Source organism: Nannocystis bainbridge (assembly GCF_028368995.1).
Classification (GTDB): domain Bacteria; phylum Myxococcota_A; class Polyangia; order Nannocystales; family Nannocystaceae; genus Nannocystis; species Nannocystis bainbridge.
Map to the genome: position 1 here is coordinate 1,102,739 of NZ_JAQNDL010000002.1, position 21,131 is coordinate 1,123,869.

Annotated in this window: 11 protein-coding genes; 7 read left to right on the forward strand and 4 right to left on the reverse strand. The window is 70.9% G+C overall.

Annotation, left to right across the window (positions count from 1 at the left end):
- Positions 1-70 precede the first annotated feature (70 nt).
- Positions 71-1,030, reverse strand: a complete 960-nt coding sequence (locus POL25_RS22040; RefSeq protein WP_272088105.1) for a hypothetical protein — start codon at positions 1,028-1,030, stop codon at positions 71-73.
- Positions 1,031-1,168: 138 nt separating this feature from the next.
- On the opposite strand from POL25_RS22040, the gene icmF reads away from it, so the two are divergent.
- The 3 genes from icmF to POL25_RS22055 all read left to right on the forward strand — a co-directional run bounded on the left by icmF (position 1,169) and on the right by POL25_RS22055 (position 6,194).
- Positions 1,169-4,495 carry a fused isobutyryl-CoA mutase/GTPase IcmF gene (gene icmF / locus POL25_RS22045; RefSeq protein WP_276594176.1) on the forward strand — a complete coding sequence of 1,109 codons (3,327 nt, stop codon included), beginning with the start codon at positions 1,169-1,171 and terminating at the stop codon, positions 4,493-4,495.
- 92 nt (positions 4,496-4,587) lie between these two features.
- Positions 4,588-5,139 (forward strand): PIN domain-containing protein, encoded by a 552-nt coding sequence (locus POL25_RS22050; protein WP_272088107.1) that lies wholly within the window; start codon positions 4,588-4,590, stop codon positions 5,137-5,139.
- A 137-nt stretch (positions 5,140-5,276) separates the two neighbouring features.
- Positions 5,277-6,194, forward strand: coding sequence for a hypothetical protein (locus POL25_RS22055; RefSeq protein WP_272088108.1), 918 nt, complete (start codon positions 5,277-5,279; stop codon positions 6,192-6,194).
- A gap of 4 nt (positions 6,195-6,198) precedes the next feature.
- Here the strand turns inward: POL25_RS22055 and POL25_RS22060 are convergent, their stop codons facing one another.
- Positions 6,199-7,311 carry a Ca2+-dependent phosphoinositide-specific phospholipase C gene (locus tag POL25_RS22060; protein ID WP_272088109.1) on the reverse strand — a complete coding sequence of 371 codons (1,113 nt, stop codon included), beginning with the start codon at positions 7,309-7,311 and terminating at the stop codon, positions 6,199-6,201.
- Positions 7,312-7,329: 18 nt separating this feature from the next.
- Entirely contained in the window at positions 7,330-8,070 is a 741-nt protein-coding gene (locus tag POL25_RS22065) for a hypothetical protein (RefSeq protein ID WP_272088110.1), read from the reverse strand.
- Between the two features lie 258 nt (positions 8,071-8,328).
- Between POL25_RS22065 and POL25_RS22070 the strand changes: the two genes are divergently transcribed.
- Positions 8,329-14,541: an Ig-like domain-containing alpha-2-macroglobulin family protein gene (locus tag POL25_RS22070; protein WP_272088111.1), complete on the forward strand. Its 6,213-nt coding sequence runs from the start codon at positions 8,329-8,331 to the stop codon at positions 14,539-14,541.
- A gap of 86 nt (positions 14,542-14,627) precedes the next feature.
- Entirely contained in the window at positions 14,628-15,479 is an 852-nt protein-coding gene (locus POL25_RS22075; RefSeq protein ID WP_272088112.1) for a hypothetical protein, read from the forward strand.
- 18 nt (positions 15,480-15,497) lie between these two features.
- Here POL25_RS22075 and POL25_RS22080 read toward each other — a convergent pair whose 3' ends face one another.
- Positions 15,498-16,772, reverse strand: coding sequence for an aminotransferase class V-fold PLP-dependent enzyme (locus POL25_RS22080; protein ID WP_272088113.1), 1,275 nt, complete (start codon positions 16,770-16,772; stop codon positions 15,498-15,500).
- Between the two features lie 50 nt (positions 16,773-16,822).
- Here POL25_RS22080 and POL25_RS22085 point away from each other — a divergent pair, with 50 nt between their 5' ends.
- Together POL25_RS22085 and mutS are read left to right on the forward strand one after the other, a co-directional pair.
- On the forward strand, positions 16,823-18,142 hold the full coding sequence (locus tag POL25_RS22085) for a lysophospholipid acyltransferase family protein (RefSeq protein WP_272088114.1): 1,320 nt from the start codon (positions 16,823-16,825) through the stop codon (positions 18,140-18,142).
- A 159-nt stretch (positions 18,143-18,301) separates the two neighbouring features.
- Positions 18,302-21,040, forward strand: a complete 2,739-nt coding sequence (gene mutS, locus POL25_RS22090) for a DNA mismatch repair protein MutS (protein WP_272088115.1) — start codon at positions 18,302-18,304, stop codon at positions 21,038-21,040.
- Positions 21,041-21,131 lie beyond the last annotated feature (91 nt).

Below are 21,131 nucleotides of genomic sequence, written 5' to 3' on the forward strand. Positions count from 1 at the left end.
CGTGGAGTAGGCTCAATTTCGCGTATCCGGGCGAATCCACGGCGGTGGGGGCGAGCGGCGGCGCCGCCTCTCAAATGCCGTGAAAGCTGATGAAAGGGTCGGGCGGGTCGCTCTGGCCGGCCTTGAGGTCGAGGTGCAGGTGATTGGCGTGTGCCCGGTCGTGATCCGGTGTAAGCAGGGTATGTACGAGCCCGCCCTGGGCCGCGACGCAGACCAGGCCGAGGAGGAGCTCCGAGGCCGGCGCCCCCGAGGCCGGCGTGGCGCCGGGCCCGGTCTCCCGCGGACCCGGGCAGCGGCGCAGCTTCCGGCGCGGATAATGATCCTCGACCGTGGCGGCGGGGTCGCTGCCCCGCCGCAGCGCGTAAAGATCGAGCGCGAGGCCGAGGTTGTGCTGACTCTTCGGCTTCTGCTGCACGATCTTGCCCCGGCGCAGGGCGGAAAAATACTGCACCTCGGTGACGCCCCGGGCGTGCAGCCACTCGGCCAGGGGCACCACGGCGGCGACCAGGCGACAGTCCCAAATCGCGTGGGCGTCGCGCTCGAGATCGGAGCTCCACGGGATCGTGAAGGCGACGCCCGCGATCGGGCCGCGCAGACGCACGGGGATCGCGACCTCGGGCGCTTCGTCGCGACGGAGCACGGCGAACTCGACCTCGCGCTCGCGCAAGTAGTCGTGACAGCGGGCGGCGTTCATCGCCATCAGCGCGGTCGCGTCGACGCCCGGGGTCGGGCCCGCGGGCGGCCACGCGGGCGGCGGCGCGCGCGACGGCTCGGGGCTCGCCGGCGCGGCCGGGCGGGGGCGGGGACGCGACGCGCTCGGCCGCGGTTCCGTCTGTCCCTGAGGACCTGTCTCCTTGCACCTGGCGCTTGCGACCTGTACCAGAGCGCGATTGCCCGCGTAGCCGCTCGGGCAATCGGGCGGGCGGACGGCGGGCAGGCGCCAGCGCGGGGCGTTCGACCACCCGACTCGCCCGCCGGCGGCGTCGGCGTTGGTGGGCACGAGCAGGGCGCCGAGCAGCACGACCCTCAAGGTAGTCCTCCAGGCGCCTTTGTATGCCGATGTCATACCTCGCAGGATTGTGAGGCAAGCCGCGACCTCAAGCAAAAAAAACCCAGCCCGGGGCTCTCAGGTCGGGGCTAGGCTGACCGTCGAGGTCGCCCGGAAGCCATGCCCAGCGTCGATCCTAAGCAAGAGACCCCTGTAAACCCGGTTTCAAACGGAGAAAATGGGCGCTACGCCGCGCACCACAAGATCCGCGTCGTGACGGCCGCCGCCCTGTTCGACGGCCACGACGCCGCGATCGGGGTGATGCGGCGGGTGCTCCAGTCGGGCGGCGCGGAGGTGATCCATCTCGGACACAACCGCGGGGCCGAGGAGGTCGTCGACGCGGCGATCCAGGAGGATGCGCAGGCGATCGCGGTCAGCTCGTATCAGGGCGGCCACATCGAATACTTCAAGTACATGGTCGACCTCCTGCGCCAAAAGGGGGCCGGTCACATCACTGTGTGGGGCGGCGGCGGCGGCGTCATCGTCCCGCGCGAGATCGAGGAGCTGCACGCGTACGGGGTGCAGCGCATCTTCAGCCCCGAGGACGGGCGGCGCCACGGGCTCACCGGGATGATCGACATGATCCTCGCGGGCGCCGATTTTGCGACCGCGCCGGCCGATCCGCTGGCGGAGTTCGCGGCCTTGCGGGCGCCCGGGGCGCTGACGGCCGCCGATCACAAGAGTCGGCTCGCGCGCCTGATGACGGCGGTCGAGGCCGCGGTCGCGGCCGGCGGCGAGCAGCCGCTGCTCGACGCGCTGCGCGCCGACGACGGCAAGGCGAGTGCGCCCGTGCTCGGCATCACCGGCACCGGCGGCGCCGGCAAGTCGTCGCTCACCGACGAGCTGCTGGCGCGGCTGCTGCGGGACCACGCCGATCGCCGGATCGCAGTGGTCTCGGTCGACCCGACGCGGCGGCGCACCGGCGGCGCGCTGCTCGGCGACCGCATCCGCATGAACGCGCTGCGCGACCCACGGGTGATGATGCGCAGCCTGGCGACCCGCGCGGCCGGGGTCGAGCTGTCGCGCGCGACCGACGACATCGTGCGGCTGCTGCAGCGCGTCGGCTACGATCTGGTGATCGTCGAGACGTCGGGCATCGGTCAGGGCGACGCCGAAGTGACGCGAATCGCCGACCTCTGCCTTTACGTGATGACCGCCGAGTACGGCGCACCCAGTCAGCTCGAGAAGATCGAGATGCTCGACGTGGCGCAATTCATCGCCATCAACAAGTTCGAGCACAAGGGCAGCAAGGACGCCCTCCGCGACGTCCGCAAGCAGGTCCGGCGCAACCGCGACATCCCGTATTCGCTGCCCGACGAGCAGTTGCCGGTGTTCGGCACCGTCGCCAGTCGATTCTTCGATCGCGGCGTCAACGGGCTGTACGCGGCGCTGTGCGGGGCGCTCAGCGAGCGGCGGCCGGACGCGCCGTGGTCGTGCTCGATCCCGGCGGAGCTGCGCGCGCCGATCTCGGACATCAGCGATTTGATCGCGTCGGAGCGCCAGCATTACCTGGCCGAGATCGTGCGCCAGGTCCGCGGATACAAGGCGCGGGTCAAGCGGCAGGTCCAGCTCGCGCGCGAGATCGGGGCGCTGACGACGGCCCAGCGGCTGCTCGCCGACGAGGCTGATTCACCGGCGTTCGCCCGCAAGCTCGAGGAGCTGCGCGGCCAGCTCGACTCCGACACGCGGCGGGCGCTCGAGGAGCTGCCGAAGCTGTTCGCGGCCTACCGCGAGCCGGAGTTCGTGGTGAAGATCCGGCAGTCGACCGTGCGCTATCCGACCCAGGTGCAGACGCTGTCGGGCACCCAGCAGCCGCGCGTCGCGGTCCCGCGCGACGACGAGCCGGGCGCGCTGGTGCGGTTCGGATTGCTCGAGAACCTGCCGGGCTACTTCCCGTTCACCGGCGGCGTGTTCCCGTTCAAGCGCGAGGGCGAGGACCCCAAGCGGATGTTCGCCGGTGAGGGCGGGCCGGCCCGCACCAACGAGCGCTTCCACTATTTGTCGGCGGGCGAGCCGGCCAAGCGGCTGTCGACGGCCTTCGACTCGGTGACGCTGTACGGCTGGGACCCCGACGAGCGGCCGGACGTGTTCGGCAAGATCGGCGAGAGCGGCGTCAGCATCTGCACGCTCGAGGACGCCAAGCTGCTCTACAGCGGCTTCGACCTGTGCGATCCGGCGACGTCGGTGAGCATGACGATCAACGGACCGGCGCCGATCCTGCTGGCGTTCTACATGAACACCGCGATCGATCAGCAGGTCGAGCGCGAGCAGCAGAAGCTGGGCCGCGCGGTCACCGAGGCCGAGCGGACCGCGATCGCCGATCGCACGCTGCAGGTCGTGCGCGGCACGGTGCAGGCCGACATCCTCAAAGAGGACCAGGCGCAGAACACCTGCATCTTCTCGATCGAGTTCGCGCTGCGGATGATGGGAGACATCCAGCAGTACTTCATTCAGAAGAAGGTGCGGAACTACTACTCGGTGTCGATCAGCGGCTATCACATCGCCGAGGCGGGGGCGAACCCCATCACCCAGCTGGCGTTCACGCTGTCGAACGGGTTCACGTTCGTCGAGTACTACCGGGCCCGCGGCCTCGGCATCGACGACTTCGCGCCCAACCTGAGCTTCTTCTTCTCGAACGGCCTCGACAGCGAGTACACGGTCATCGGCCGGGTCGCGCGCCGGATCTGGGCCATCGCCCTGCGCGACCTCTACGGCGCCGACGAGCGCAGCCAGAAGCTGAAATATCACATCCAGACGTCCGGCCGTTCGCTGCATGCGATGGAGATCGACTTCAACGACATCCGCACGACGCTGCAGGCGCTGTTCGCCTACTACGATCACTGCAATAGCCTGCACACCAACGCCTACGACGAGGCGATCACGACGCCGACCGAGGCGAGCGTGCGGCGGGCCATGGCGATCCAGCTCATCATCACCCGCGAGCAGGGCCTGGCCAAGACGGAGAACATGCTGCAGGGCAGCTATATCGTCGACGAGCTGACCGAACTGGTGGAAGAGGCGGTGCTCGCCGAATTCCTCCGACTCGACGAGCGCGGCGGAGTGCTCGGCGCGATGGAGCGACAATACCAGCGAGGGAAGATCCAGGACGAAAGCCTGCTCTATGAACAGCGCAAGCATTCGGGGGATCTCCCGATCATCGGTGTGAACACGTTCATCAACCCCAACCGGACGGGTGACGAGGAGGCTGCCGGCCTCAACCTGACGCGCGCGAGCCACGCCGAGAAGACGGCTCAGATCGACCGTCTACGGGCGTTTCAGGCCCGAAACGCCGAGGCGGCACCGGCGGCGCTCGAGCGGCTGCGACAAGTCGCGTTGTCGGGTGGCAACACTTTCGCGGCGCTTATGGAGACTGCACGAGTCTGCAGTTTGGGACAGATCTCCAGGGCGTTGTTCGAGGTTGGCGGCGAGTATCGTCGGTCGATGTGAGGACTGAGGATGCAGGTCAGGTGGGATGAAATTGCCTGTGACTGTGCAAATAGATTCCATCGTGTCCAAAGTCTTGTGCTAGCCTGGACGCCATGTCCAAGTACGACGTGTCCCTGGTGTCCGCGGTCGAAGGCCGCAAGCGCCAGATCCTCGTGGATCTGCTGCGCCAGAACTCCGAGCTGACGCTCGGCGAACTGCATCAATTGTCGAAGGGCGAGCTCGGAAAGCTCCTCAGCTCGATCACCGTCCAGGAGCTCCTCCATGGCGAGAGCGGCGCCCGCGAGTCCGCGTCGATCGAGCCCGCGCGCGGCGGCCGTCCCGGCAAGCCCGGTCGCAAGCCGGTGGCGAAAGCGCCCGAGGCCAAGTCCACCAAGGAGACCGCCGCGCCCGCCAAGTCCGGCAAGGGCGCCAAGGCTGAGCCCGCTGCCGAGGTGAACACGCGCACCCCGACGGGCCGCGATGCGTTCGACAAGGGCGTGCTCGAGGTGCTCAAGAGCATCGGCGGTCCCGCCGGTGCCGGGGAGATCCAGCGTCGCGTCGGTGGCACCAACATGCAGGTTCGTTCGGCGGTCAACCGCCTGATCGAGGCCGGCCAGGTGACCTGGACCGGCAAGGCCCGCGGCACCCGTTATCGCGTCGCCTGAGCACGACGGTTCTTTGGCATCGCTGGAGCCGGTCGCACAGTCGCCAAGAGCGACCGCGCGATCGGCTTCGTCGCGACCGGCGTTGCGCAGATCGTTGCACAGGTCCCACCGGGCCGAGGTTGCGCTACGCTGCCGTTGTGGGACGCCCGACCCGAACCTCCGTCCAACTGTCCACCCTCGCCGCAATCGTCGCCCTGGCGGCCGGCTGTTCGCGTGAGCCCAAGGGCGCGACCGCGGGCGTGGACTCGACCACGACGACGACGCAGACGAGCTCCGGCAGCGAGACTTCGTCAGCCACGAGCCCGACCAGTACGACGACTTCGACTTCGGAGGCCCCGCCGACGACGACGATGGGGGTCGACGACATGGGCAGCGTCGGTGGTCAGTGCAACCTGTTCATGCAGGACTGCCCGCTCGATCAAAAGTGCACGGCGTGGAACGAGGACGGCGGGCCGTTCCCCAACGGCACCCGCTGCGTGCCGGTCGACCTCAATCCGGCGCTGCCCGGCGAGGACTGTGTGGTCCCGGGCAAGTTCGGTGACGGCATCGACAACTGCGCTCGCGGCTCGATCTGCCTCGACCTCGAGAACACCGGCAAGGCGACGTGCGTGGCCTACTGCACCGGCAACATGGACGCGCCGAATTGCCCGAAGCCCGAGGACCGCTGCGCGTTCCTGTTCGAGCCGACGGTCCCGGTGTGCTTCAGCAAGTGCGACCCGCTGCTGCAGGACTGCAGCCCCGGCGAGACCTGCGTGCCCAACGAGGCCGCTCTCGGCGCCCCGCACTTCGTCTGCATGCCGCGCGTGTTCCCCGACCTCGGCAAGTACGGTGATTCATGCTACGCGCTGTCGGGCTGCGATCCGGGCAACCTCTGCATCTTCGGCGAGAATCTGCCGAGCTGCAAAACCCCGTACTGCTGCTCGGTGTGGTGCGACCTCGAATCGCCGGACTCCTGCCTCGACTACGATCCGACGCTGAGCTGCGTCCAGTGGTTCCAGGAGGGCGGGGCGACGCCCGGCTACGAGAACGTCGGCATCTGCGGCATCATGCAGTGACGCGTCACGGCGCCTCGATCGCCGCCGGCGTGCAGTCCGGCGGCGCCGTGCGCGGGTTGCAGCGCGACGGCATGCCACCCGGGATGGCGAACACGTAGTCGTACTTGTCGCCGCCGGGCGGCGGATAGTCGGTGCTGATGAAGTGCGCGCCGCTGGCCAGCGCCGCCGCGCCGCGCGAGAGGTCGCCGGCGCTCGGCTCGATGTTGTCGGCGTCGGCGCGGGTGCGCACGAGGTGGCCGGCCGCCACCGCGGCGTCGATGCGCGCGGCGTCGCCGACCGGATCGTTGAGCGAGTGGACCGCCGCGAACGGCAGCGTGAGGTCGCCGAACGCGTCAGGGAACAGGAGCCGCCCCGCGGTCCCGCCCGCCGTGTAGGCCTCACGCCACTTGCCGCCGTCGTGCAGGACCAGCAGCAGCTTGCCGCGCGCGTCGTCGATCGCCGGCCAGCCCCCCGCGGCCACGCCGTCGCGCAGATTGGCAGCAGCACCCTGGACGTCGTCGGGCACGATCAATCGCTCCTCGGGCCAGATCGACAGGACCTGTGATTCGAGGGTCGCCAGCAGCTCCTGGGCGGCGGGCGGATCGAACGCGCTCTTGAGCTCGAGCATGACGTAGAGCGGGTGATGCGAGGGATGTCCTTCGGACCATGTCCTCAAGGTCATCAAGCAGTCGACCAGGGTGGGGCAGGTCGAGGCGGTGTCGAGCAGGTCGATGTGATAGACGGCGATCGGCTCGCCGACGCCGGTAAACCACAGATCGAGCTCGAACTTGCGGACGCCCTGATCCCCGAGCTGCTGGTCGAGCGGGAGATGGGTGTAGTCCCACTCCTTGATCAGACTGCCAGGCGACAGGTGATAGCTGTTGTGAGTCCCGAGCGCCTGGAGCTGGTGCAGCCGCAGGCGGCCGTCCGGGGCGTCGCCGGTGGTGGTGGTCGGCGCGGTCCCACCGGTGCCGGTGCTTGTGTCTCCGGTGGTGCCGGTCGAACCGATGATGCCGGTCGAACCGGTGGCGCCGGTCGAACCAGTGGTGCCACCAGCGCCGTCGGTGGTGGCGCCGGCGGGCGCGCTGCAAGCGGCGAGGGTGCACACGATCCAGCCCAGCGACCCGAGGCGCGTCATGCCGCGATCGTACCGACGTCAGTACACGCAGTCGAGCGTGGCCTCGTGGACCAGCGATAGCTCGACGCCGCCGCTCTCGAAGGTGAGGTCGAGCCGGTAGGGCTGGTTGCAGAAGCCGCAGCCGGGGGTCGGCGCACCCTTCTGTTTCATCTGCTCCTGCGCGAGCGTCTGGCCGGCGCCGACAGGGCCGCTCTCGTCCGGGAGCACGGTGATGTCGTGGACGCTCGGCACGTCGTCCGGAGACAGGGTGATGGTCGCCTTCGTCAGCTCGGCCGAGCCCGTCGCCAGGCCCTGGCTATTGTCGTAGACGACGGTCCACCAGGCGAGGATGCTGTCAGGATCGACGATGGGTTGGCAATTGGCGTAGAGGAGGACGTCCTTGAGCTCGAGCGCCAGCGGCTCACCCACGGGCGCGTCGGTCGTCGAGCTGTCCGAAGTGCCAGACGAGGTGGTGTCGACCTCGGTGGTGCTGCCTTCGGTGGAGGTGGTCGCCACGCCTGTGTCAGTGGCGTCGGTCGTGCTGGTGCTGGTCGTCGAATCGGCGGTGTCGATGCCGGTGGTCTCGCCCATGCTCTCGCCGGTCGAATCGGTGGAGGTGGTCGTGGTGCCGGTGGTCGGGCCCGTGGTCGGGCCGGGATCGGTGGAGCCGCCGGTGGTGGTGTCGGTCGAGGCCCCGGTGCCGGTCGAGGCGCTGCCGCTGTCACCGCATGCGGTGCCGAGGATGACGATGAATAGGCCAAGGTTCGCGCGGAGTTTCATGCCCGCGGAGGGTGGCAGCGCGAACCGGGCCGGGCAAGCGCACACCCCGAGCACCGTCGTTCCGCGGGAGATCGCCCCGCGTCCTCAAGCGCGCATCGACGCACTCGATCGGCGTCTCCGCGTGTGTAAGCATGAGCCCCGCCTCCGCGTTTGCATAGCGTTTCCGCTCCCCCCTTCACCCGAATGTGAATCGAGCGCTCCATGCGTGACCACAAGCGACAGATCCGGCGCACGGCCCCGGCAGGCCTCTTCGCCGCGATGTTCTTCCTTCCGTCTTGCACCCCCAAGACTCCGCCGCCCGCGAACGAGACCGACACCACGCGGGAGACCGCGCAGACCCCGAAGCTCGACCTGTGGGCGGGCGTGCCCGCGATCGAGCCCGAGGACAGCGACATCGCCGCCGAGTTGACGCCGACCCCGGGGCCGAAGCCGCCGCCGAGCGTGAGCGAGAAGATCGAGCTGCCGTTCCCGCCGCCCGCGCCGCCGAGCAAGCAGACCCAGGATCTGGCCCAGGAGGGCCCCCTGAAGGTCCTCCGCACCAGCCCGACCGAGAAGGCGCCCGGGCTCGTGGGCTCGGTCAGCGCGGTGTTCAACCAGCCGATGGTGCCGCTGGCCTCGATCGACGACCTCAAGCTCGAGCGCTCGCCGCTGACCATCGAGCCGCTGCCGCCGGGCAAGTTCCGCTGGCTCGGCACGCAGATGATCGCGTTCGAGCCCGAGGGCCGCATGCCGTACTCGACCACGTACACGGCCAAGGTCGTGGCTGGCGAGACCTCGACGATGGGCACCAAGCTGGTCAAAGAGGTGAAGTGGCAGTTCACCACGCCGTCGCTCGAGATCGAGTCGTTTTCGCCCGGTGAGTACGAGTTCGCCACGCTCGATCCGGTGCTGGTGCTGCGCTTCAACCAAAAGATCGATCGCGACAAGCTGCTGGCCGCGATGCGCGTGAAGGGCGGGGCCGCGAGCTTCACCCAGGTCGCGCCGGAGCAGTGGGACACGCTGCCCGAGCCGTACCGCTCGCAGGCCAAGCAGGGCCCGCAGGAGCGCGTGCTCGTGCTGAAGCCGACCACGTCGCTGACCGCCAACACCCTCTACAACCTCGAGATCCCGCCCGGCGTGTACGGCGAGGGCCCGAACCCGAGCAAGGCGATCAAGCTCAAGCTGCGCACCTACCCGCCGCTGACGCTGAACGGCCCGCGCTGCTCGTCGGACTACTACTGGGAGTGCAACCCGATGGCCGGGCTCACGGTCAGCGCCTCGAACGAGCTGCTGACCGATCCGGGCGCCGAGAAGAAGGTCAAGGTCACGCCCGAGGTCCCCGACCTCAAGGTCACCGTGGCCGGCAGCATCCACCTGGCCGGCAAGTTCCGCGGCCTCGGCACCTACACGATCGAGGTCGAACCTGGCCTGAAGGACATCCACGGACAGGAGCTCAAGGCGCCGTACCGCAAGACGGTCACGCTGCCGGCGCTCGACGCCTCGCTGCAGTGGGCCGACCGCCCGGTCGATCCCGCCGTGCTCGAGCCGAGCCACTCCGGTCAGCTCGATCTCAAGGCGACCGGCCTGTCCTCGGTCGAGGTCCGCGCGCGCGCGTTCGAGCCGAGCGAGCTGCGCAAGGTCCTCGTCGACCGTCACGTGCGCTACGACGGCGAGTGGCCGGACTCGCTCAAGACGCCGACGTGGGACAAGCTGTTCGACGTCAGGGAGTCGCGCGTCGAGGCCGCGACCGTGTCGCTCGACGCCAGGGCGCTCGGCGCCGGCAACGGCAAGTTCGTGCTGCTCGGCGCGCGCTCGAACGCGATCGGCGACAGCAACTGGCGCTATCGTCAGTCGCTGACGCAGGTGGTGCAGGTCACCCGCCTCGGCGTGACCGCGGCGCTCGACAGCGACAGCGGCGTCATCCTCGTCACCGACATCGAGACCGGCGAGCCGCTGTCCGGGGTCGAGCTCGGGCTCCACAACATGTCGCTCGACTCGGCGGCGTGGTCGGGCACGTCGGGGCCCGACGGCCTCGCCGAGCTGAAGCACGGCACGCAGTACGACCAGCCGTACATCCTCGCGCGCTACCAGGGCGAGGTCGCGTACGTCCCGCTGCAGCAGACGGCCGACAACTCGTGGGGCTCGTGGATGCACACGAACCGCGAGGACGAGCCGCGGATCTTCTTCTACACCGATCGTCAGCCGTACAAGCCGGGTGAGACGGTGCACCTGCAAGGGATCGTCCGCGAGGAGACGCGCGGCCCGGCCGGCAAGGTCCAGCTGTGGCGCCCCGACACGCCCGCCAGCTACACGGTGAACGGGCCGCGCGGCCACGAGGTCGCCAAGGGCGAGCTCAAGATCGGTCAGTTCGGCACCTTCAGCGTCGACATCCCGATCCCGGCCGACGGCGACACCGGCAGCTACAGCCTGCAGGTCAACTCGCCCGGGGGCCTGTTCTCGAGCGAGCGCTCGTTCTACCACGCGTTCGAGGTCCAGCAGTTCCGCGCGCCCGAGTTCGAGGTCAAGGTCGAGCGGCCGGCCGCGGCGCCGCTGCTCTACGGCGACACGCTGCAGGCCGAGATCAAGGCCAGCTACTTCCACGGCGCGCCGATGGTCGGGGCCGAGGCGACCTACACCTTGCGGCGGCAGGACTCGCCGTACCGCCCGCCGGGCAGCGAGAACGAGTCGTTCACGTTCGGCAAGGGCGGCCAGGAGTGGTGGTTCGGCGGCGGCGATTTCGGCCACTTCGAGGGCGGCGGCGGCCTTTACCGCGGCAAGGGCTTCCCGGGCTCGTTCGGCAACGACATCCTGGTGCGCCAGGGCAGCGGGCAGACCGACGCGCGCGGCCTGCTCGCCGTCACTCACTTGCTCGCCGCGGTCGAGACGCCGTGGGGCCAGAAGACGCCGGTGCCGCCGGCCGGGCCGAAGTCGGAGGAGCCGCCGAGCGCCTCGACGTACACGCTCGAGGCCGCCGTCGTCGACGAGAACCGGCAGTCGATCGCCGGCCGCTCGACCTACGTCGTCCACCCCGCGAGCGAGTACGCGGGCGTGCGCGCCGATCGCTCGGTGTATCGCGCCGGTGAGCGCGCGCGGCTCGAGGCGGTCGTCGTCGACGTCGAAGGCAAGCGGGTCAGCGGGCGCGATGTCCAGGTCAAGCTGGTGCGCAAGGAGACCTCGCGCGCCGCGGTGCAGGAGAACGGTTCGTGGCAATACAAGTACGAGACGGTCGACGTCGAGGTCGGTAACTGCGCGCTGGTCTCGGCCGAGGCGCCCGTCAATTGCGAGCTCGTGGTCGACAAGGCCGGCAGCTACGACATCCGCGCCCTCATCAGCGATCCGAAGGGCAACAAGTCGCTGTCGAAGCACCCGTTCTACGTCTACGGCGAGGACGCGGTGGTGTGGCAGCAGGACCAGCACCGCGTCGACATGGTGCCCGACAAGCGCACCTACGAGCCCGGCGACAAGGCGACCGTGCTGGTGCGCTCGCCGTTCGACAAGGCGCGCGGCCTGGTGGTCGTCGCCCGCGAGGGCATCGTCTCGCACTACCCGATCGAGGTGAAGGGCGGGGCGGCGACGATCGAGGTGCCGATCGACGAGGCGCAGATCCCCAACCTGCGCGCGTCGGTGCTGCTGGTGCGCGGGCGCGTCGAAGTGCCCGGCGCGCCGCCCGGACAGGACCTCGGCCGCCCGGCCTTCGCCGTCGGCCACGTCGACCTCAAGGTCGCCGCGACGCGCAAGAAGATCGCGCTCGAGGTCGTGCCGGAGAAGACCGAGGTCGCGCCGAAGGACACGCTGAAGCTCACCCTCAAGGCCAAGGACTTCGGTGGTGCGCCGCAGAAGGCCGCCGTCGCGGTGATGGTGGTCGACGAGGGCGTGCTGAGCCTGATGGGCTTCCAGACCCCCGACCCGCTGGCGTTCTTCCACCACGACCGCGACCCGGGCGTCAGCCTCTACGACATGCGCCAGTTCCTGGTCGCCAAGAAGGACGCCGAGCCGCCGGTTCCCGTGCCGGAGGCGCAGCAGAGCGTCCCGGCCGACGCGCTGGGCGACACCGGCCTCGGCATGCGGGGCACCGGCGCCGGGGGCGGCGGCTACGGCAGCAGCGCCGGCTTCCTGGGCGGCATGGCCGACAAGGCCGGGGCGCCGCCGCCGGCCATGCCGATGGAGGCGGCCGAGGAGCGCAAGGAGGCCGAGGCCAGCAACGTGATGCAGAAGAACAAGCGGCAGGCCACGTTCACCACGACGCTCGACACGACCGTGGCGATGAACCAGCCGATCTCGCTGCGCTCGCTGTTCGCGACCACCGCTTACTTCAACGCCGAGGTCGCGATCGACGCCAGCGGCGAGGCGACGGTCGAGATCCCGATGCCGGAGAACCTGACCAGCTTCCGCGTCATGGCGGTCGCCGTCGACCCCGACCAGGCCGACCGCTTCGGCTCGGGCGAGGCCAGCGTCAAGGTGCGCAAGCCGATCATGCTGCGGCCGAGCCTGCCGCGGTTCGCCAACTTCGGCGACAAGTTCGAGGCCTCGGTGATGGTCGACAACCAGACCAGCGAGCCGCAGGCGATCCTCGTCGGCACGCGCGGCAGCAACGTCGTCGTCTCGGGCGAGCCGACCGTCGGCGTCGAGATCCCCGCCGGCGAGTCGCGCGAGGTCCGGTTCCCGATGGCGGTCGATCGCGTCGGCACCATGCGCCTGCAGTTCGCCGCGCTCTCGAACGGCGGCCGCGACGCGACCGAGCTGGCGCTGCCGGTGCACTACCCGGCGACGCGGCAGGCGTTCGCCGACTACGGCGTGACCGACGGCAGCATCGCCCGCACGCTCAAGGTCCCCGACGACGCGCTGCCGGCGTTCGGCGGGCTCGAGGTGAGCATGAGCTCGACGGCGCTGACCGGCCTCGAGGACGCGGTCGATTTCCTCGTCGGCTACAAGTACGAGTGCACCGAGCAGCTGGCCAGCCGCTTGCTGCCGATCTTCGTGCTCGGCCCGGTGCTCGAGCAGTTCCCGATCGCCAGCGTCAGCGACCTCGTCAAGCGGCAAGCGCTCGGCGCCGCCGGCGTGGCGCGGATCCAGTCGCGGCAGAACTGGGACGGCGGCTTCCGCTTCTGGGACGAGGCGGCCCGCAGCTCGCCGTACCTGACCGCGTGGGTGACGTTCGCCTGGCTCGAGGGCAAGGCGGCCGGCTTCAAGGTCGACGACAGCGCGATCGACCGGGCGATGAACTACCTCGACAACTTCGTGCGCAACGGCGAGGCCACCCCGTGGGGTCGCTTCTACGATCACACCAGCCGGGCCTTCGCGCTGTGGCTGATGAGCCGCGACGGGCGCGGCAGCGACCTGTTCGAGCGCGTGTACGCCAAGCGCAAGGAGATGCCGCTCTACGCCCACGCGCTGCTGCTGTCGACCGCGCACCGCTACGGCATGACCGGCTCGCGCGACGCGCTGCTGCAGGAGTTCCGCTCCAAGGTGGTCGAGAACGCCAAGACGGCGCACTTCGCCGAGAGCAAGCGCGAGGGCGACGACAGCTACGGCCTGCAGGTGCTCATGCACTCGAACGTGCAGACCGACGCGATCGCGCTGATGGCCCTGCTCGAGGTGGCCGAGGCCGACCCGCTGCTGCCGAAGGTCATGGCGGGGATCCTCGACGACCGCGACCCGAAGAAGGGCGGGCAGTGGGGCACCACCCACGCCAACGCCTGGGCGCTGCTGGCGGCCAGCCGCTACTTCACCACCATCGAGAAGGACGTGCCCGACTACGTCGCGCGCGTCTGGCTCGACAGCGCGTTCGCCGGCGAGCGCGCCTTCAAGGGCCGCAGCATGGCGGTGGTCGAGCAGCAGATCCCGATGAGCAAGCTGATCGAGCAGAAGCCGCGCGAGCTGCTGCTGAGCAAGGACGGACCGGGCCTCCTCTACTACCGGCTCGGGCTGCGCTACGCGCCCGCCGACCTGGCCATGAAGGCCGAGTCGCAGGGCTTCACCGTGCACCGCAGCTACGAGCCGCTGGCGCAGGGCGGCGACAAGCCGGACCCCGAGTCGGTCAAGAAGCTCGAGGACGGCACCTGGCAGATCAAGGCCGGCGCGCTGGTGCGCGTCAACCTCACGCTCGTCGCCAAGGACCGGGCCAACTACGTCGTCGTCGACGACCCGCTGCCGGCCGGCTTCGAGGGCCAGAACGCCAAGTTCTCGACCACCCTGCGCGACGTGCAGGGCGGCGTCGAGAGCCAGTCGGTCGACAGCAACGTGCCGTTCTTCGGCGAGCTCGGCGGTTGGTGGTGGTGGCGCCCGTGGTGGCGCTTCAGCCACACCGAGATGCGCGACGATCGCATGCTGCTGTTCGCCGACCACCTGCCGGCGGGCGTCTACACGTACAGCTACACCGCCCGCGCGACCTCGATCGGCGACTTCAGCCTGCCGCCCGTGCGCGCCGAGGCGATGTACATGCCCGAGGTGTTCGGCCACGGCGCCTCGACCAAGGTGCGCGTGGTCGAGTGACCGCACGCCGCGGCGGCCCCGTCGGCGATGTGTTTCGCCGGCGGGGCTGGTCGCGGCCGCCACCTCGTGTAACCATGGGGAGGACGATGACCGCGCCGCGCTCGCTCGTCCTCCTCCTCGCGCTCGCCGCTTGCGGCGCGCACGGCCGCGGCAAGCAGGCCGCCGCGCCGGGCGCCCGTTCGTCGTCGGCGGACAAGCTGTTCGACGACACCAGCGTCGAGAGCCGCACCGGCGGCGGCAGCGGCAGCGCCCAGGCCCCGATCCCGCGCTGCGGCCCGCGCGACTCCTATCAATACGTCGCCCGCGATTTCCGCTGCCCCGGCGGCGGCAACCCGTTCGACGGCGACGCGGCCGCGGCCGCCGACGCGCGCGCCGGCAGCCTCGGGCCCGACGACCGCGGGCACATGGTCGACGTGTACGAAGTGCCATGTCCCAAAGGCAAGGTCGAGGTCTTCGTCGACATGTACGGCTGCCCCGAGATGGAGGCCCAGCTGGCGCGCGACCGCAACCTCGCCGATCCGCTCGAGCTCGACGTCCACTTCGCCGCCGGTCGCTACGACGAGGTCCGGACCCGCTGCATCGCCCTGGCCGACGCGGCCCAGAAGCGCGGCAGCAGCGACGAGGCCTCCTCGCTCAGCATCTACCACTGCGGGATCTTCACCCCCGCGCTGCTCGTGCGCGCCGGCCTCTCCGATCAGGCAGTGTCCGCCGCCGGTCAGACCTGCCAGTCGTACCCGCCGGTGTCGCCGCGCAGCAGCGTGCGCGTCGAGGTCCTGGTCGGCATCGTCGACGCCATCGCCCGCATGTGGGCCGGCGACAAGGTCCCGGCGCGCGAGGGCGGCGACCGCCTGGGGGCCCTCCTGCCGCAGCTGCTGCGCGCCTGCGACGTCGAGGCCGACACCTTCATGCGCGCCTTCGAGGCCGCCGGCGGCGAGTGACCGGCGCTCGCGGGCCGCTCACTTGCGCGGGCGCTCGCTCGCCGCGTCGGGCACCCACTCGAGTGTCTCTTGGGACATGTCGATGAGGGCATGTCCGAAAGTTCCTTCGAGCTCGGCCCGCAGCGCGCGCGCCAGCGCCTCGTAGTGGGCGACCTCGTTGTAGAGCTGGGCCGAGATCCGGATCAGCCGCTGCGGCGGGGCCGGCCACCACGGCACCGGCACCTCGATGCGGTGGCGCGACAGCAGCGCGTCCTGCAGCGGGTCCGACGTCAGCGGCGTCACCACCTGGCCATCGGGACCTGGCGGAAGGGACAGGCTCGCCAGGCTGCCCAGCATCGCCTCCGGGGCCGGCAGCGCCGCGCCGATCGCCTTGGCCACGAGCTTGCGGCCGGCGCACGCCAGCGCGTGGTTGCGCGCCTGCACCTCGGGCCAGCCGCCGGGCAGCATCTCGCCCATCTCGCGCAGGGCCGCGGGCACGCACAGCCACGGCGACGGGTCGGCGGTGCCGGTCCAGTCGAACTCGGCCTGCAGCCGCGAGCCCGCGCGCGGGTCGTTGAACCCGTGGCTGATCACGGCCGGGTGGATCGGCTCCTGACGGTCGCGGCGGACGTGCAGGATCGCCGCGCCCTTGGGCGCGCACACCCACTTGTGGAGGTTGCCGGTGTAGTAGGCCGCGCCGATCGCGTCGAGGTCGAGCGGGACCATCCCGGGCGCGTGGGCGCCGTCGACCAGGCAGTCGACGCCGCGCTCCTGCAGCGCCGCGACGATGCCGGCGATCGGCAGCAGCAGCCCGGTCGGGCTGGTCACGTGGTCGACCAGCGCCAGCCGGGTGCGCGGCGTGACCGCGGCGAGGACCGCCGCGATCGCCTCGTCGGGCCCGCTGATGGGGAAGGGCAGGGCGGCGGTGACCACCTTCGCACCTGTCCGATGGGCCACGTAGCGGGCGGCGTTGTTGCAGGCGTTGTAGCCGTGCGAGGTGATCAGCAGCTCGTCGCCGGGGCTGAACTCGAGCGAGCGCAGGATCGCGTTGACGCCCTCGCTGGCGTTGCGCACGAACACCAGGTCGCGCGGATCGGCGCCGACGAACGCGGCCGCCGCCTCGCGCGCGGCCGCGAGCGGGGCCTGCAGATCGCGGAGGAAGAAGCGCACGGGCTGCCGCTCCATGCGCCGCCGCAGCTCGTCCTGGACCGCGAGCACCGCCCGGGGGCACGCGCCGAAGCTGCCGTGGTTGAGGAACACGACCTCCGGATCGAGGGTCCAGCGGCTCCGGAGCTCGGCGGCGACGGGCGACATCCCCGATCCTTACCACGCCCGTCGCGGCGCATCCTCATTATACTGGCCGGGTGCTGCGTCGCGTCGTCGAGCCGATCTTCGGGGTCGCGTTACGGATCTTCTTCCGCCGGATCGAGCTCGACGGCCTGTCGCGCGTGCCCGCCGACGGGCCGGTGATGTTCGTGCTCAACCACCCCAACGCGCTGATCGATCCGGCCTTCTTGCTGTGCCTGTCGCCGCGCCCGGTGGCGTTCCTGGCCAAGGCCCCGCTGTTCAAGACACCTGTCCTCGGGGCCATCGTGCGCGCGTTCGACTCGATCCCGGTGTACCGCCGGCAGGACGAGGGCGGCGCGCGCGTCGACAACGGCGACACCTTCCGTCTCGCGCGCGAGCTGCTGTTGCGCGGCCGCGCCATCGCCATCTTCCCCGAGGGCACCTCGCACTCGGATCCCGACCTCAAGCCGCTCAAGACCGGCGCCGCGCGCATCGCTCTCGGGACCGGCCTCGAGGACCTCACGATCATCCCCGCGGGTCTCTTCTACACCGCCAAGGCGCGGTTCCGCAGCGACGCGCTGGTCTACTTCGGCGCCCCGCTGAGCGTGCCGCACGCCCCGCTCGACGAGCGCGGCGAGCCGCCCGCCGGCGCGGTCGCGTCGCTGACCCGCGACATCGACGTGGCCCTGCGCGCCGTCACCTTGCACGGCGACGATCACGAGATCCTGTCGCTCGTCGAGCGCACCTCCGACATCTTCGCCGCCGCCAGCGAAGAGGCGTGGAGCGTCGCCGAGGCGTTCGAGCTGCGGCAGAAGCTGCTCACCGGCCACGCGCGCCTGCGGGCCCGCGACCCTGCGCGCCTCGACGCGCTCATCGCCCGCGTGCTCCGCTACGAGCGCGACCTCGCCGAGCTCGGCCTCGGCCCCGATCACCTCGCGCCCGAGACCATCACCTTCACCGCCAGCCTGCGCTACGCCCTCCGCAGCCTGTTCGCGCTCGGCGTCGTGTTCCCGCTCGCGCTGGCCGGCACCGCGATCCACTACCCCGCGTACCGGGCCAGCGGCATGGTCGCCGCGCGCGTCGCCGGCAAGTACGAGGACATGGTCGCGACCGGCAAGCTGCTCGCGGCCATGGCCTTCTTCCCGCTCACGTGGGTGCTCGTCGGCCTCGCCGCCGGTCAATTCGGGGGCCTGCGGGCCGGGCTCGTCGCGGGCCTGCTGTTCGCGCCGCTCGCCGGCTGGGCCGCGCTCTCGTTCTGGGAGCGCTTCGCCACCGTGCGGGCCGCCGCGCACGGCCTCGGCCTGTTCTTCCTGCGCCGTCATCTGCTCACGCACCTGAGCGACGAGCGGCGGGCCATCCGCGCCGAGATCCTCGCGCTCGCCGAAGTCGTCGCCTGAGCCGCGCACCGGCCCGAGGTCCCGCGCACCTCGGGTCATGGGAAGATGCGTCCGCCGAAACTGTCATCGGCGTTACAGAAAGAATTGTCGCTCTGCGGGCGATCTGCGCCGAGCCCGCTGTGCCGCGCGATGCCGCGCTGAGCTATGACTGAGCCCGCCGTGAACGCACCGCACACCTCGGCAGACACGCCGGTCATGCGCCAGTTCCTCGACATCAAGCGTCAGTTCCCTGACGCGATCGTGATGTTCCGGATGGGCGACTTCTACGAGATGTTCTTCGACGACGCGCTCACCGTCGGGCCCGTTCTCGAGATCGCCGTCACCACCCGCGACAAGGGCGAGGTCGAGAACCCGGTGCCGATGGCGGGCGTGCCGTACCACGCGATCGGCGGCTACCTGCGGACCCTGGTCGAGCGCGGCTTCAAGGTCGCGATCTGCGAGCAGATGGAGACCCCGGAGCAGGCTCGCCTGCGCAAGGGCCCGAGCAAGATCGTCCGCCGCGAGGTCGTCCGCGTCGTCACCCCTGGCGTGCTGGTCGACGAGGAGCACCTGCGCGGCGAGGAACCCAACTACCTGGTCGCGCTGGCCCACGACGCCGCCGGCACCTACGGGCTCGGCGCGCTCGACATCTCGTGCGGCGAGTTCTTCGTCGTCACCTGCGAGGGCGCCGGCGCGGTGCGGGCCGCGCTGTCGCGCCTGGCGCCGCGCGAGATCGTGTGCGAGCCGGGGCTGCACCCGTGGCTGGGGCTCGAGCTCGGGCCGCTGTGCCCGCGGCTCGAGGGCCGCGATCCGGCCGCCGTCGGCGCCGCCCAGCTGGCCCGCGTCAAGCGCCTGCGCGAGGAGAGCGGCGGCGAGGCGCTGGCGCCGGTCGAGGCGCAGGCCGCCGCGCTCGCGCTGGCCTACGCCGAGGACACCCAGCCGGGCCAGACCTTGCTGCTGCATCGACTGCGGCGCCAGGCCTTCGAGGCCCACCTCGTGCTCGACGACGCCTCGCTGCGCAACCTCGAGGTGTTCCGCACGCTGCGCGACGGCCAGCGCAAGGGCAGCCTGCTGTGGGCCGTCGACGCCACCCGCACCGCCATGGGCGCGCGCCTGCTGCGGGCCTGGCTCGGCGCCCCTCTGCGCGCGCTCGGGGCCATCCGCGAGCGCCACGACGCCATCGAGGCCCTGCTCGCCGAGCCGCGCGTGCGCGGCGACCTGCAGGACCGCCTCAAGGACGTCCGCGACATCGCCCGCCTGGCCGCGCGCGCCCGCCTCGGCACCGTCAGCCCGCGCGAGCTGGCGGCCCTGCGCCAGTCGCTGGCGGCGTTGCCCGGGGTCGCCGCGCTGCTGCAGGAGCTGGCCCGCCGGCGCATCCCGCTGCTCACCGAAGGACAGGTCCCCGAGGACATGTCCGAGGGGACATGCGCCAAGAGCCAGGCCGAAGCCGCCCGCCTGCCGGTCCTGCTCGACCTCGGCGAGGACCTGCTGCAGGACGTCCACGCCGCGCTGGTCCGCCTGCTGGTCGACGAGCCGCCGGCCCACCAGCGCGACGGCGGCATGATCCGCGCCGGCGCCGACCCGGAGCTCGATCGCCAGCTCGGCCTGCGCGACGGCGGCCGCGAGGCGCTGGCGGCCATCGAGGCCCGCGAGCGCGAGCGCACCGGCATCGCCAACCTCCGCGTCCAGCACAACCGCGTGTTCGGCTACTACATCGAGGTCCTCAAGACCCAGCTGTCGCGCGTGCCGGCCGAGTACGTGCGCAAGCAGACCACCGCCAACGCCGAGCGCTACGTGACCGCCGAGCTGGCCGAGCACGAGACCGCGGTGCTCGGCGCCGTCGCGGCCGCGCTCGAGCGCGAGCAGCAGCTGTTCACCGCGCTGCGCGAGCAGGTCTCGGCGGCCGGCGATCGCCTATTGGCCGCCGCCGAGGGGCTGGCGCGGCTCGACGTGCTGGCCGGGCTGGCGGAGATCGCCGAGGACCACGCGTATGTCCGTCCGGACATGGTCGAAGAGCCAGTCCTCGACATCGAGGAGGGCCGCCACCCGGTCGTCGAGCGCATGCTCGACGCCGGCCGGTTCGTGCCCAACAACCTGGCCCTGCGCGCCTCGACCACCGCGAACACCGGGGCAGGGCGGCTGATGCTGCTGACCGGCCCCAACATGGGCGGCAAGAGCACGGCGATGCGCATGGCGGCGCTGGTGGCGATCCTCGCCCACGCCGGCGCCTTCGTGCCGGCGGTGCGGGCCCGCGTCGGCGTCGTCGACCGCGTGTTCACCCGCGTCGGCGCCGCCGACGACCTCGGCCGCGGCGAGTCGACCTTCATGGTCGAGATGCGCGAGGCCGCCCAGATCTTGAGCCAGGCGACCCCGCGCAGCCTGGTCCTGCTCGACGAGATCGGCCGCGGCACCGCGACCTACGACGGCCTCGCGCTGGCGTGGGCGATCACCGAATTCCTCCACGACCAGATCGGCTGCCGCGCGCTGTTCGCCACCCACTACCACGAGCTCACGCAGCTGCAGGCGCGCCTGGTCGGGCTGCGCAACGCCCACGTCACCGTGCACGAGGAGCGCGGCAGCATCGTGTTCCTGCACCGCGTCGAGGCCGGGCCGGCCGAGCGCAGCTACGGCATCCAGGTCGGCCGTCTCGCCGGCCTGCCGGCGTCGGTGCTGCGGCGGGCGCAGAAGCTGCTCACGCGCCTGGAGCAGGCCCAGGGCGAGGCGCGGCCGCTGCCGCAGCTCGACCTGTTCGCGGCCCCGACGCCGCCGCCGCAGGTCGTCGACGCCGCTCCGCCGGCCCTGGCCGCGATCCTGGCCGATCTGCGGGCTCTCCACCCCGACGAGCTGAGCCCGCGCCACGCGCACGAGGCCCTGCGTCGGCTCCACGAGCGCCTGGTCGCGGTCGAAGGCGGCAGCTGAGTGCCTGTCCTTCGGGCCATGTCATGTCGTGAGGCGGCGAGGCGCACAGGTCCGCGGCCCTGCACTCCAGCGGCTCCAGGCAGCTGTCGCG

Excerpts from the sequence above, each read along its gene's own strand:
- POL25_RS22065 (WP_272088110.1), bottom strand. The coding sequence starts at position 8,070 with ATGAAACTCCGCGCGAACCTTGGCCTATTCATCGTCATCCTCGGCACC.
- POL25_RS22070 (WP_272088111.1), top strand. The coding sequence starts at position 8,329 with ATGTTCTTCCTTCCGTCTTGCACCCCCAAGACTCCGCCGCCCGCGAAC.
- POL25_RS22060 (WP_272088109.1), bottom strand. The coding sequence starts at position 7,311 with ATGACGCGCCTCGGGTCGCTGGGCTGGATCGTGTGCACCCTCGCCGCT.
- POL25_RS22080 (WP_272088113.1), bottom strand. The coding sequence starts at position 16,772 with ATGTCGCCCGTCGCCGCCGAGCTCCGGAGCCGCTGGACCCTCGATCCG.
- POL25_RS22075 (WP_272088112.1), top strand. The coding sequence starts at position 14,628 with ATGACCGCGCCGCGCTCGCTCGTCCTCCTCCTCGCGCTCGCCGCTTGC.
- POL25_RS22050 (WP_272088107.1), top strand. The coding sequence starts at position 4,588 with ATGTCCAAGTACGACGTGTCCCTGGTGTCCGCGGTCGAAGGCCGCAAG.
- icmF (WP_276594176.1), top strand. The coding sequence starts at position 1,169 with ATGCCCAGCGTCGATCCTAAGCAAGAGACCCCTGTAAACCCGGTTTCA.